This window comes from Sorangium sp. So ce590 (genome assembly GCF_051521365.1).
Classification (GTDB): Bacteria; Myxococcota_A; Polyangia; order Polyangiales; family Polyangiaceae; genus Sorangium.
On the sequence record NZ_CP150346.1, the window covers coordinates 9,199,999 to 9,213,261 of the forward strand.

Genomic DNA, 13,263 nt, shown 5'->3' on the forward strand with positions numbered 1-13,263 from the left:
AATGAACGGCCGCAACAGTGACATGGGCCGCAACGGCGGCGGAGACTACGACGATCGCGACTTCGGTCGCACGCCCGACCTGAACGCGGACGCCCCGGGGCGCCGCCGCACGGGCCGGAAGCGCGTCTGCCGCTACTGCGCGGACAAGGCGTTGATCATCGACTACAAGGACCCGCAGGCGCTCAAGTATTTCATCTCCGAGCGCGGCAAGGTCGTCCCGCGCCGCATCAGCGGCAATTGCGCGCGCCACCAGCGCAAGGTGACCCTCTCGATCAAGCGCGCGCGCAACATCGCGCTCTTGCCGTTCACCGTGACGGCGTAGGAGGTCGATCATGGCAATCCACATCCATGTGGTCCTCACGGAGGACCTCCACAACGTCGGCAAGAGCGGCGAGCTCGTGAAGGTTCGCCCCGGCTTTGCGCGCAACTACCTCATCCCGCGCGGCCTCGCGATCGGCGCCACCGCCGAGAACGTGTCCCGGATCGAGCACGAGAAGCGGGTCGCCGAGTCGCGGGCCGCCAAGACGCGCGCCGAGGGGGAGCAGCTCGCGGGCAAGCTCAGCCAGGTGAAGCTCACCATCAGCCGCCCGGTCGGCGAGGGCAACAAGCTGTACGGCTCGGTCACGGCGCGCGACATCGAAGAGGCGCTCGCCGCGCAGGGCTTCAGCGTCGACCGGCGTCGCATCGAGACCGACACGATCAAGACGCTCGGGGCGCACGCCGTCGTGATCCGCCTTGCCCCGTCCATCACGGCGTCGGTCGAGGTCACGGTCGCCGCCAAGTAGCGCCGGAAGCGCGGCTCGCCCGCGCTTCCACCTCGTCCGCAAAGCGCGGCTCGCCCGCGCTTCCACCTCGTCCGCAAAGCGCGGCTCGCCCGCGCTTCCACCTCGTCCGCAAAGCGCGGCTCGCCCGCGCTCCCGCCGCCACGCCCGCCTCACCCGCGCTTCCGCCTCACCCACGCCCGCGCGACGTCGTGCCCTCGCGCCACCGCGCGCAGCAGAAGCGCCGGGTCTGCCCACCGCGTTTGCTCCTCCCACACGAGGCTCGCCAGCATCCCGGCGCAGAACGCATCCCCCGCGCCCGTCGGATCGATCGGCCGGACCGGGCGCGGCGCGATCGCGCGCTCGCCCTCCGGGCCGAGCACGAGCGTCGCCCGCGCGCCGTCCGTGACGACCAGCGTCGCCTCGGGCCGGAGCCGCTCGCGGAGCGCGCGCGCCGTCATCCCCAGCACGTCGAGGTCGCCGGTGCTGCACTTCACGACGTCCGCCTGCGCGAACAGCCGGAAGCAGCCCCGCACGCCGGCGTCCGCCCCCGGATGCGGCCCGGCGCGCCCGGCGCGCGGCCACATCCGCGGGCGCGCGTTGATGTCGACCGAGACGGCGCACCCTTCGCGGCGAGCGCCCGCCGCTGCCCGCGCGAGCGCGCCGATCGCCCCGCGCACCGGCGCGATCCCGGTGAAATGCACGACCCGGGTCTGCCATCGCGCCGGCAGCGCCGCGGCGAGCGCGCGCGCCTCGATCTCGCCCTGCCGGTAGCCGGCGAAGCGCGCCTCGCCGCGCGTGATCGCCACGAACATCAGCCCGGTGCGCGCCGCGCCCAGCGCGAGCCGGCCCACATCGACGCCGGCCGCAGCGACCTCATCCCTCAGCCCGCGCCCCAGGGCGTCGTCGCCCAGCGCGGCGCACAGCCCCGAAGGCACGCCGAGCCGGGCGAGCGCCGTCGCGGTGTTCACCGCGCCGCCCCCCGCCACGCGGCGCAGCAATTTTGCCCGCTCCAGCGGAACGCCCTCCGGCGCGTAGAGGTCCCACAGCGCTTCACCCACGCAGACCACTTCGGTGGGTTCAATCCTTGTTTGACGCGTTTTGTGATCCACAATGGCGGCTCCCCGCGACGGCGCATGCCCGGGCGCGAAGCGTCATCGCAGCTGAGTCAAGCGGGAAAGGAAATGCCGATGAGACCGGGGTTACTCGATTTCCATACCTTGCCGCGCTCGGCAACGCCTCGGCGCGTCGCTCCCCCGCGATCGGAGCGGCGCCCCTCGAACGTGGAACCTGCATTGGGATGCCCACCGCACGAACGCTCACTGCAATGCAAACAGAAACCCTTCTCAGGGCTGCCCATGTTCTGATAGACGGAAATCGACCCTGCACCCGACGCCCCGAAGGACCGTTGCGCCTTCGGGGCGTCGCCCATTTCGACGCCTGTGGAAAAGCTCGGGGCGGGATGGGGGTAATCGGTGGGGAGGAGATGCACGGATGATGAGAATGATGGATCGCCGGGGCCAGCGGCCTCAGAGGGTCGAGCCTCCCATCGTCGCCGGACGCGTGCCGCCGCACGACCTCGACGCCGAGGCGGCGGTGCTCTCGGCCATCCTGCTGCACCGCGACGCGCTCGATCGGGTGCTCGAGATCCTGAAGGCGGAGCATTTCTACAGCGAGGCGAACAGCCGCGTCTACGAGGCCGCGCAGGAGCTCGCGTCCGCCGGCACGCCCCTCGACATCGTCTCGGTGGCCTCCTGGCTGCGCGATCGGGAGCGCCTTGCCCAGGTGGGCGGCGCGGCGTACCTCGCCCAGCTCGCGGACGCGACGCCGGCGGTCGCGCACGTCGGCGCGCACGCGCGCGTCGTCTACGAGAAGTGGCGCGTGCGCCAGCTCATCGCCACGTGCCAGCGCGTCGCGGCCGAGGGGTACGGCGACGTCGGCGTGGTGCAGGAGTTCATCGACGGCGCGGAGCAGTCGGTCTACCAGCTCGCGCGCACGCCCCAGGGGACGGCGACGCAGCCGCTCGCGCAGGTGCTCAAGGCCGCGTTCGAGCAGATCACCGCGGCCGCGGAGCGCGGCGACCGCATCACGGGCATCTCGACCGGGTACGAGAAGCTCGACGCCAAGACGGCCGGCCTGCACGACGGCGACCTCACGATCATCGCCGCGCGCCCCGGCATGGGCAAGACGTCGTTCGTCCTCAACCTCGCCGTGAACGTGGCGTCGCCGCGCACGGTGAGCTCCCCCGGCCCCGACCAGGCGGGGCACGGCATCGAGCGGCACGAGCCCGGCTTCGGCGCGGCCGTCTTCTCGCTCGAGATGCCGCGCGAGCAGCTCGCGACACGTATGGTCTGCTGCGAGGGCCGCGTCGACCTCGGCAAGCTCCGCCAGGGCTTCCTGCAGCCCGACGACTGGCGCCGCCTGACCGAGGCCGCGTCCTTCCTCTCGACCCTGCCCGTCTGGGTCGACGACACGCCGGCGATCACCCTCCTCGAGCTGCGCGCCAAGGTGCGGCGCATCCAGGCCGAGTACGACCGGGGGCCCAGCGACGGCAGCTCGGGGCGGCGCATCGGGCTCGTCGTCATCGACTACCTGCAGCTCATGAAGGGGCGGGACGGCGTGAACAGCCGCGAGCAGGAGATCAGCGAGATCTCCCGCGGGCTCAAGCAGCTCGCGAAGGAGCTCAAGGTGGCGGTCATCGCGCTCTCCCAGCTGAACCGCGCGGTCGAGACCCGGACCACCAAGGACAAGCGCCCTCAGCTGTCGGACCTCCGCGAGTCCGGCGCGATCGAGCAGGACGCCGACAACATCATCTTCATCTACCGCGACGAGTACTACAACCCGGAGACGACCAACCACAAAGGCATCGCGGAGCTCATCGTCGCGAAGCAGCGCAACGGGCCGACGGGCAAGGTGATGACGCGGTTCACCGCGTCGTGCACCCGGTTCGACAACCTCGCGCCCGGCGACTACCCGGAGATGGCGGACGACGAGTAGACGAGCCGCCGGCGGCGTGACCGCCACCGAGCGGTCCTGACCCAAGCCGCGCCGCGGCCGTGCATCGGAACAGCACCGATGATCCGCTCGCCCGAGAGGTCCCTCCGCTCCCCCGCTTTCCCCCCGCGCGCCTGGCGCACGGCGCGCCGCTCCCTGAGCCCTGCGGGCCTGGCCGCCCTCGCGCTGGCCTGCGCGACCTGCGCGCCGCCCGTGCAGGGCGGCAGCGTCGTCGTGTCCTCCGGCGCGGCCGGGCGCCTCGGCATGCTCTGCCGGTGGGGGTACGGCGGCGGGGAGCAGGGCGAGCTCTGCCCGAGGGCCGAGGGCGCGGCGCGGCCGGCGCGCGTCCGGCGGATCACGGGGCCCGCGGACGCGCTCTCGGGGCCACTCGCGGCGGGGCGGCGCGGCGACTACGTGCTCGAGAACGACGAGATCGCCGTGGTCGTCGATCAGCTGGGCCCGGGGGCTGGCCTCGCCGAGAGCGGCGGCCACCTCATCGACGCGGCGGACGCGCGGGCGCGGCGCGACGAGCTCGGGCAGATCGTCCCGCGGATCGGCGCGCCGCCGCGGCAGGTGCTCTACCGCGACATCGCGACGGGCGCCGGCGAGGACGGCGCCGCCTGGATCGAGGCGCGCGGCGAGGTGCGCGGGCGCGAGCTCGCCGGCGGCGCGCTCTCCGTCACGACCCGCTACACGCTCGGGCCGCGCGATCGGGCGGTCGTGATCGCGACGTCGCTCCGGAACGACGGCGATCGCCCGGTCGAGGCGCTCGACCTCGGCGACGTCGTCCACTGGGGGTCGGCGGAGCACGTCGCGCCCGGCGTGGCGCCGGGGCACCGCGGCGATCACGAGGCGCCGTACCTGGCCGGCGTCGGGGCGGGCGTCGCGTACGCGCTCGTCCCGGCGGACGGCGCGACGATCCGCGCGCGGAGCGGCGCCGGCTTCAGCGACGCGACGTTCGCCCGGCAGGCCGCGCTGCCGCCCGGCGGGCGCGCTGCCTACCAGCGGGTCCTCGCGATCGCGCCCCGCGGCGACTCGCTCGCCGTCGCGACGGAGGTCTTCTTCCTCGGCGGCGGCGCGCCCGGCGGGGTGGCGCTCGCGCTCGTGGACGCCCGCGGCGCGCCGCTCCCGCCGCTCGCCGGCAGGGCGACGCTGACCCCGATCGCCGAGGACGGCGCCGCGCCGGCCGCCGGCGCGCTCGATCTGTGGTTGCGGACCGGCGAGGACGCGCCGCTCGCCGCCGAGGCCCCGCCCGGCCTCTACCTCGTCGGCTTCGAAGGGAGCGGCCGCCGCGCGCTGGGGAGCGCGCGGATCCGGATCCGCGCCGGCGAGATCGCCCCCGCGCGGCTCGCGCTCTCCGGCGCCGGCCGGCTCGACCTCCAGCTGCAAGAGCGCGGCGCCCCGGAGCCGGCCGAGGACCCGGAGCTCCTCGGTCCGCTCACGCCGGCGAAGGTCAGCCTCGTCGACGCCACGAGCGGCAAGGCCGTATCGCCGCCCCGGCTCACGTTCACGGGCGAGCTCCAGATCCCCCTGCCCCCCGGGCGGTTCCGGGTCGTCGCCTCGCGCGGGCCCGAGTACGCGCTCGCCGAGGCGATGGTCGACATCGCGGACGGCGGCAGGTCGCGGCTCGATCTCACGCTGGAGCGGGTGGTCGACACGTCGGGCTACATCGCCTGCGACCTCCGGCAGCACACCGCGCAGAGCGCCGACGCGGGCGTCGACATGACCGCGCGGATCGTGTCGAACCTGGCGGAGGGCGTGGAGTGCGCGGTGACGAGCGAGCACAACCTCGCCCTCGCCTCCGATCTCCGGCGGGACATCGCCCTCCTGGGGCTCGAGTCGCAGCTGCGCATGCTCCCGGGCGTGGAGCTCACGAGCGGCCGGAGCGGCGCCGGGATCGGGAGCCTCAGCGTGTTCCCGCTCGGCGCGGAGGCGGCCGCGCCCCGCGAGGGCGCGCTGCGGTGGGTCGACGAGACCGCGGGGGAGATCCTCCGCGAGGTGCGCGCGCTGCCCGGCGAGCGCGTCGTCCAGGTGAGCCGGCAGCACGGCGGTGGCTCACCGCTGCACGGCGGTGGCTCACCGCTGCACGCGTCCGGGGCGCCGCAGGGCGCGCCGGACCCAGGCCCGAGCCTGCTCGCGCAGATCGTCGGGGACGGCGCCGGCGCCGATGCCGTCGAGGTCTGGACCGGGCGCGAGGTTGCCGCGCGGGACCGCGCGCTCGAGGAGCTCTGGGCGCTGCTCCGCGCGTCCCACCCGGTCACGCCGACGGCGACGAGCGACACCCACGGGCTGCACGGCGCGGAGGCGGGTTACCCGCGCACGTACATCGCCGTGGCCGACGATGATCCGGGCCGGCTCGACGCGGCCGACCTCGTCGCGGGCCTGCGGCGCCGGCGCGACGTCGTGATCACGAACGGTCCGTTCGTGACGATGCGCCTCGGCGACACGCGCCAGGGCGGCGTCGCGTCGGCACGGCGCGGGACCCGGGGCGGGCCGCTGTCGCTCTCGATCCGCGTCGAGCGGGCCCCCTGGGTCGACGCGCGCGAGCTCCACGTGCTCGTCGGCGGCGTCGCGAGCGGCGCGCCGATCCCCCTGGAAGGCGCGCGCACGACGCCCGCGGGCGCGCTCCTCGACGAGATCGCGATCCCCGTCGTCCTCGGAGCCGGCGGCGGGCGGCGACCGCCGCGGCCGGGCGCCCGCGACGGCGGTGCGCCCGGCGACCAGCGGCCCGGGCAGACCGCGCACGGCGCGATCTCCATTGCCGAAGACACCTTCGTCGTCGCGATCGTCCGGGGGCGGCGGCCGCTCGAGCCGGTGCTCACCGGGGATCCGGGCGAGATCCTGCCGTTCGCGATGACGGCGCCGCTCTGGATCGACGCCGACGGCGATGGCCGCTCCCTCGGCCGTGCGGTGGAGCCGTGAGCGCGGCGAACTCCGTGGCTCGCTCGATGAGAACGCGAGCTGGCACGACGGCGGGAGGTTACCCCGGATCAGCAGAAAAGCCGCCAAGGCGCCAGGGCCGCCAAGAGGAGAGAGGAAGCGCCGTCCCCGCATTTTCCCCTCCTATTTCCCTGGTTTCTTGGCGCCCTTGGCGTCATGGCGGTTCGCCTCCCGACCCGACTTCCCGCAGTAGAGCCAGGGCCTGAACGCGCGTCGCTCTCGGCGCTTTCGGGCCCGGCTCAGGCCACGAGATCGCCGTCCCCCGCGCTCGCCTCCTCTTCGTCTTCACCCACCGCCGGCTCCCTCGGCTCCTCCACGCTCGACCCCTCGCCCGCGGTCGCCCCGCCATACCGCTTGCCGGCCCGCTCCGAGGCCTTCAGCACGGGCCCTCGGATCGTCTCGATCGCCTCGGCCGGCGCATCGGAGAGCTCCAGGTTGGAGAGCACCGCGGACACGACCCGGAACCACTGGCTGCGCGCCGCCGCGATCGTCGCCCTGGTCACCGGCGCCGTCTTCTCCTTCGCGGCGAGCTCGTCCCGCTGGTGCTCGATCGCCTCGAGCTCCTTGCCCGTCTTGATCCACCGCTGCGTCGTGTGGAGCAGCGTTGTCTTCCCGGCCGCCGGGATCCCCTTCAGGAACTCGCCGATCGACGGCTCCTCATCGAGGAGCCGGGCGACACGCGCGGTGTTACCCGCCTCCGCGGTCGGCGAGGCCTTGATGATGGTGAGCCCGCTCGGAAACAGCTTCGGCTGCACCTGGTCGCAGGTCGCGGCGCGCCCTCTCTCCGGAGGGTCCTCTCCGAGGCAGTGCTCGCGGTGCGCGTCGATGCCCCAGCACACGGCCCTGGCGAGGTGATCGTGGCGCTCGTCGACCCGCGCGACCTCCTCGTTCAAGGCGCTCATCCTGGCCGATGGCCCGGCCTTGCTCGGGCGCACCGCGAGCACGGCCTCGTGGGCCGTGATCACCTTCGGGTGCAGGCCGGCGATCTCGGGTATCGAGAGGAACAGCCGCTTCCGTTGCGCGCTCTCGACCCACGGGGCCAAGAGCGCGACCATCTCTTCGATCATCAGGTGCTTCAACATCGCATAGACCTCCTCGTCCGGGGTACAGCGTGTCCGGTCAGGAGACGGCGGAGCGGCAGAGCCCGTCAAGAGGACCGCAGGTTTCCGACGGCGCGAGACCAACCCGGCCGCCTGAAAAGGAGGTGCCACGGAGGTCACGACCAACGCCGGCGCTCGTTGCGAGGCCGCGGACAGGTCGCGATCGACCGCGGAGGATCTTTTCGGCCCGGGAACAGGTCCCGATCAAAAGAAATGAATTTTTTCATACAAACGGCGTGGTCCCGACCAGGCCATCGGCTCAAGACGAGCCTCGCGATGGGTCGAGACCACGCGGGGGGCATCCGAACGAGCGGCCGGAAAGGTCGAGACCCCTCGGCGGCCTCCTGGGTGAGTGCTATCTCAGGGGGACGGAAGGCACAGGGGCCGCAGCCCCATACCCACCGGGGTCAGCAGCTACGGGGGACCGGTTCGAAAACGGTGACGACGTGGGGAGCGGCGCCACTGAGCAGATGGCAGGGTGCACGCCCGACAAGAGATGCACAGACATGTTCGTCGATTGCCAGGACATCGGCGGCAGGTGCATCACGGGATATCCAGGCTGCGACAAATGGCGCCATACATCGTGCAAAAGCTGCCTTGAAGCCTGCCAATCGGGCGCACCTTACCCACCAGCGTGCAAATGCAGATCGTGCGGATTCAGATGATGAATGAGCTGAACCAGGGCGCAGTCTACGTTGCCATGGGCGGGGTTGCCGGAGCGGCTCTAGCCAAGGTTGCATCCCCGGTCGTGGTCGACGATGACAGTCTCCTGCTGGGGCCATCAAGAATCGACCCGAAACGTCATCGCGCTGCGCGCATCAGATACTTTGGTGGAGAGCCGTCTACCGATCTAAATGAAGAGCTTGCGCGTTCTGATGGGCCGCCGGTCTGCGTGGCGCTTCCGCCGACACCAGACGGCCTGATGAGCCTCTGTCGGATCTGTGCTTCCGTAGTCGAGCGAGGGCGCGCGTTGTTCGTCGTTGATCTCAGCCCAGACGCCGCCGGAGCATCTCCGCAAGGGCCCGGCCCAGGCAGGGCCATCGCCCTCGATGTCGCGGATGCTCTGCTACGCAAGCCGCCTGTGGTCCAATGGTCGAAGCTCGAGACAGCTCTCGCGGCTACGCTCTGGAAATTGTGGTGCCGCCGCTCGCCCGTTGCCTTTTCCAGGTTCTGTGCATCTGGGAGCATGTTCCACCCGCAGCTGGCCAACCTTGGGCGCTATCATGCCGGACTCTTTCCCAGACGGGTAGGCCACAAGCTCTTACTATCACGCTTTGACGAGCTTCTCCTACGACAGCTATCGCAAGAGTGGCTCTCGCCAGTTAAAGTGTTCGTCAACGCGATCAATGCCGACTCTGAGCTCGCTGCATGGTTTTCACACACAGGGGATCTGTACGTGGCCAAACGGCTCAATGGTTGGTATCACCACACGCGAGGCCGTATCATCGAACGCCGGAACGCGAATCACCCGAGACCTTCCGAGATGACGAGGTGGTCCTTTCGATGGCATGCGGGGAGCGAGGAGTTCCTCGACGCGCTGCCGAGTGTGCAAGCGGCCCCGCCTGTATCTATTGGAGGTGCTACCGCGTACGATCCTGACCACGTATGGGTATGCCAATCTGATGCACGAGGCACACCTTACCTGAGCCGACTTGACACCCCATCGTCAGGCGCGACACGCTGAAATAGGGCGTATCGGATAGGGCCTGTGACGATGCAAGGTCCTTCGCCAGCGCGTCCGTTGCTGCTGAAACGCCCCTCCGCCTAGCGGTTCGTCAACCAAGTGGTTGGCGAACAGTCCTCGTCCAGAATCCGCTGCCCCACGACGATTTCGCTTGACCATGGCACGACGGCACCGGCTCGCCGGCGTACTCCGCGATCGCCGCGGCTTCAGCGGCGGAGGGGGCCGTGCCGAGCTCGCGCCCATGCTCCGCGTCACCCGCACGGCTCGCGAGCGCGGCCAGGGGAATGAGGTCACCATCGACCGACCGGGCTCGTGCTCGAGGACCTCGACGCCGAACCTCACGCGCGGTCACGACCGAGACGCGAGGCATTTCCCGTTGCGATGCTTTTTGCGGCCCGCCGAGAGAATTTTCGTCGCTTGTGCGCAATGCTTCGCGTCGACATCGCGCGGAACGCGCGGCGCTTCTGCGCGCCCGGCTGCACCGTCACGGTGGTATGAAAAGCAACGCCGCACTGGATTGGGCCAGCGCGGCGTTGTGGTCCCCCTCGAGTGCGCCGAGGCGAACCGTGCGTGCTTCTGTTCCAGCAGGCCATCCACGGCAGGCGGCCGCCCTGGCAGCCGTCCTTGCCTCCACGTTCCCCCTACAAGCCGCGGCCGCGGACCCGCCCCCGCGGTCCCGCGAGGTCCAGGAGCTCATCGACGAGGCGGAGAAGGCCGCCAAGCGGCTCGATCTCGATCGCGCTCGCGCGTACTGGGCGCAGGTCAACGAGCTCGAGCCCTCGCCGATGGTCGCGAGGTGAGCGCGGGCGGCCCCGTCTTCCTCGCGCCCGGACAGCACGAGGTCACGGCGACGGGAAAGCAGGGGCAGGTAGCCCGTGAGCTCGTGAAGGTGGCGGCCGGCGAGTCGCAGCACGTGTCGCTCACCTTCAGGACCCCGAAGGCTGCCCCGGCGCGGACGCGCAACCCGTGGATCATCGGCACCGGCGCGGCTGCCTCGGCGGCCCTGCTCGGCGCCGGTGTCGGCCTTCACCTGGCCGGCGACGCCGCTGAGCGCGAAACAATCGCCAAGGTGGCCCGCCTGAACGACGGCTCGATGCTCCACAGCAGCCCGGAGTATCGCCAAGTCTACGACGAAGCGGACGCGGCCGACACACGAGCAAGCCTGTTCCCTGGCTTGGGCTCGGCTGCGATCGTCGCCGGCGCAGCGCTCGGCGCCGCGACGATCGTCTACGTCGTCTGGCCGCGGAAGGCCGAGATCCGCCCGCGAGGCGCCGGCGCGGAGGTCCAGCTCGTATGGTAGCGGCGGGTGAAATCTGGGAAGGCCACGAGCTGCTCAACGAGGAACGCGGCCTGGTCCGTCACTTCCTCGCGCGGCAGGTCGGCGACAAGGGAGACCTCGTCTGGTTGCACGTCCACGAGGGCGCGGGCCTCGAGGAGAGCGCCTTCGCCGAGGAACTGGCGCGCCTACAGCGCCTCTCCGACGAGGTCCCCGAGATCGTCCGCGTGCTCTACGGGGGGGTGCGCGGCTCCGTGGCGTGGGCAGCGACCCCCGTGCTCCGCGACGCGGTCCCGCTCCTCGACGCCATGCGCGGGCAGGACCTCGGGCCGGCCGCGCTCCAAAAGCTGATCGCCATCGGCCGCTGTCTCGAGCGCGCTCATGAGCGCTCCATGATCCATGGCGCCCTCAGTCCGGACCGTGTCTTCGTCGTGGGCGAAGGCCGGTACGCGATAACGCACTTCGGCTTTGTGCGGCTCTTTCAGCTCGGCCCAGACGATGCTCTGCGCGATCCGTACGGGTACGCACCGCCGGAGCGGTTCTCCGGTGGACGCATCGGACTTCGCGCGGAGGTCTACGGCTTCGGCACCGTCATGTACGAGCTCTTGTGCCGACGCCCCCTGTCGACGTGGACCGAGCCCACGAGTTTCCCCGTCGGGATGCCGCTGATGCTTCGGATGATGATCAAGGGAGCCCTCGAGGAGAACCCCAAGCGACGGCACCCGAGCGTCCGAAAGATGCTCGTTGCTCTGACGCCCTTCGCCCGCGCGTGGGAAGAGCTCGGCGAGCCGCCGGAACCTTCGCACGCGCACATCTTCGCCGCGCCGTCCGGCGCTCGGCGCAAGCCGGACGAGGGAGCGCCGATCTCCGTGGAGAACGAGGCGGAGCCGCTCGGCTCGGGTGAACAGGTGGGCCGAACCAGCGCGCTCCCCACGCCGCGCCCGTCCGAAGCGCCCGACACGGCCAGGAGCGCGCCGCCGCGGGACGCGCAGGACCACGCCACCCACGCGCCGCCGCTCGCCGAGCCGCGCCCTCCCGGCACGCCCGACACGCTCAAGAGCGCGATACCGCCGCGGGACACGCGGGACCACGTCACCCACGCGCCCCCGGTCGTACCGCCGGCGCCTCCAGCGCCCGAGCTCCCGGACCTCCATCCGCCGCTGCCGGTCCCGCCGGCGCCTTCGATCGCTCCGCCTCCTCCGCTGCTGCTGGTCGCGCCAGCGCCCTCGACCTCTCGAGATTCAAGCACCACACCGGAGCGACGCTCCCGCGCGCGCTGGTACGGCGCGGTGCTCGCGCTGGCGTTCGTGCTGGGCAGCGCGGCCGCGGTCCTCTGGCGCGAACCTTCCCGCCGAGCCGCGATATGCCTGGGGCCGGTTGTCCAGGCTGCTGCGGTTCGAGCCGCTCCGCCGCACCCCGCTCGACCGCTCGCTCGAGGCCCTGAGCCGCTCCCCGAGGCTGCCCCGCCGCCGGTCCCGCCGCGGCGTCGCGCGACCCGCCCCGCCGCTCCCGCACGGCAGGCCATGAAGACGCCGGCCCAGGAGTTCGATCTCTGCGACGGCCTGATCCCTTGTCAGAAGGACTTTTACTGAGCAGCTGAAGGGGTTCTCATGCGGTCGAGCGCTTGCTTTGTAAGTGTCGCCGTTGTGCTGACGGCGTGTGGGGACGGGCTCGATGCCTACGGTGTCGCTGCCCCGCGGACGGACGACAACGCCGTATGGCTCTGGACTGGCGAGAGTCCCGATGCACCGGCATGTCCGGGTCACCGGCTGGATTTCTGGGAGGGATGGGCTGAGGTGGGCGCTGTCGACGAGTGCGGCGTGTGCACGTGTGGACCAGCCCTGTGCACGTTGCCGTCGAGCGTGACAGCACACAGGTCGCTGCGCTGCAGCGACTACGGAACCCAGATCGTCTTCGATGATCAAGACGCGGACGAGGATCGCGCGGGCGTGTGCCGCAAGGCGGCCCCTCCTGTGCCAAGCGAGGTGTTCACCTCGGTCACCTTCGATCCGCCGACCCTCGCTGCCGAGTGCGTTGCCTCGCCGTCGTTCGATCCCCCGCCGATCTCCGCCACCTTCGCAAAAGCCTGTCCGATGGAGTCAACCACCCATCCACGGAGGGATTGGCGAGCGTGTATCTCTCCCGAAGATGACGAACTATGTCCGCCAGGGTTCAACATACGATTTGAGTTCAAGGAACGAATCGCAGACGCGCGCACGTGCGCCCCATGTTCCTGCGAGGCTCCAGAAGGTGGGAGCTGCGAGGCTGAATTGCTCGTGTATGCCGAATCGAGCTGCACCACCAAGATCATCGGAGGTGGGTTCGGCGTCGACCAGAACGACAGTCGGTGCACCGACATCGATCCCCTTCCGATCGCGGCGATGCGTGCTGTGCTTACCCATGAAGATCCGGGCACGTGCACGCCGAAGTCGCCCGTCTCCCAGGTAATCGGCGATCTCGTCAGCGGAGAACCGCGCGTCTTCTGCTGCTCCAACAACTTCAACTGAA

General features: G+C 71.1%; 10 protein-coding genes. 8 read left to right on the forward strand and 2 right to left on the reverse strand.

Annotated features, from left to right (window positions below):
* Position 1 precedes the first annotated feature (1 nt).
* Positions 2–322 (forward strand): 30S ribosomal protein S18, encoded by a 321-nt coding sequence (rpsR, locus tag WMF28_RS34840; RefSeq protein WP_437480642.1) that lies wholly within the window; start codon positions 2–4, stop codon positions 320–322.
* Positions 323–332: 10 nt separating this feature from the next.
* A complete protein-coding gene (gene rplI, locus WMF28_RS34845) occupies positions 333–785 on the forward strand; it encodes a 50S ribosomal protein L9 (RefSeq protein WP_437597838.1) in 453 nt (150 codons plus the stop codon).
* 149 nt (positions 786–934) lie between these two features.
* Here the strand turns inward: rplI and WMF28_RS34850 are convergent, their stop codons facing one another.
* Positions 935–1,873 carry a PfkB family carbohydrate kinase gene (locus WMF28_RS34850; RefSeq protein WP_437597839.1) on the reverse strand — a complete coding sequence of 313 codons (939 nt, stop codon included), beginning with the start codon at positions 1,871–1,873 and terminating at the stop codon, positions 935–937.
* A 382-nt stretch (positions 1,874–2,255) separates the two neighbouring features.
* Between WMF28_RS34850 and dnaB the strand changes: the two genes are divergently transcribed.
* Together dnaB and WMF28_RS34860 are read left to right on the forward strand one after the other, a co-directional pair.
* The gene (gene dnaB, locus WMF28_RS34855; RefSeq protein WP_437597840.1) at positions 2,256–3,758 is read left to right on the forward strand and encodes a replicative DNA helicase; all 1,503 of its coding nucleotides are present in this window, start codon (positions 2,256–2,258) and stop codon (positions 3,756–3,758) included.
* A gap of 78 nt (positions 3,759–3,836) precedes the next feature.
* Positions 3,837–6,677, forward strand: a complete 2,841-nt coding sequence (locus tag WMF28_RS34860) for a hypothetical protein (RefSeq protein WP_437597841.1) — start codon at positions 3,837–3,839, stop codon at positions 6,675–6,677.
* 257 nt (positions 6,678–6,934) lie between these two features.
* On the opposite strand, the gene WMF28_RS34865 is transcribed toward WMF28_RS34860, so the two are convergent.
* Positions 6,935–7,777 carry a hypothetical protein gene (locus WMF28_RS34865; protein WP_437597843.1) on the reverse strand — a complete coding sequence of 281 codons (843 nt, stop codon included), beginning with the start codon at positions 7,775–7,777 and terminating at the stop codon, positions 6,935–6,937.
* Between the two features lie 2,268 nt (positions 7,778–10,045).
* Between WMF28_RS34865 and WMF28_RS34870 the strand changes: the two genes are divergently transcribed.
* The 4 genes from WMF28_RS34870 to WMF28_RS34885 all read left to right on the forward strand — a co-directional run bounded on the left by WMF28_RS34870 (position 10,046) and on the right by WMF28_RS34885 (position 13,262).
* Complete coding sequence (locus tag WMF28_RS34870) at positions 10,046–10,279, forward strand: hypothetical protein (RefSeq protein ID WP_437597844.1); 234 nt, start codon at positions 10,046–10,048, stop codon at positions 10,277–10,279.
* Positions 10,276–10,779 carry a hypothetical protein gene (locus tag WMF28_RS34875; RefSeq protein WP_437597845.1) on the forward strand — a complete coding sequence of 168 codons (504 nt, stop codon included), beginning with the start codon at positions 10,276–10,278 and terminating at the stop codon, positions 10,777–10,779. The genes WMF28_RS34870 and WMF28_RS34875 overlap by 4 nt, the downstream gene beginning before the upstream one ends.
* Positions 10,773–12,347 carry a protein kinase gene (locus WMF28_RS34880; RefSeq protein ID WP_437597846.1) on the forward strand — a complete coding sequence of 525 codons (1,575 nt, stop codon included), beginning with the start codon at positions 10,773–10,775 and terminating at the stop codon, positions 12,345–12,347. Before WMF28_RS34875 ends, WMF28_RS34880 begins: the two co-directional genes overlap by 7 nt.
* 684 nt (positions 12,348–13,031) lie before the next feature.
* Entirely contained in the window at positions 13,032–13,262 is a 231-nt protein-coding gene (locus WMF28_RS34885; protein ID WP_437597847.1) for a hypothetical protein, read from the forward strand.
* Position 13,263: the final 1 nt, after the last annotated feature.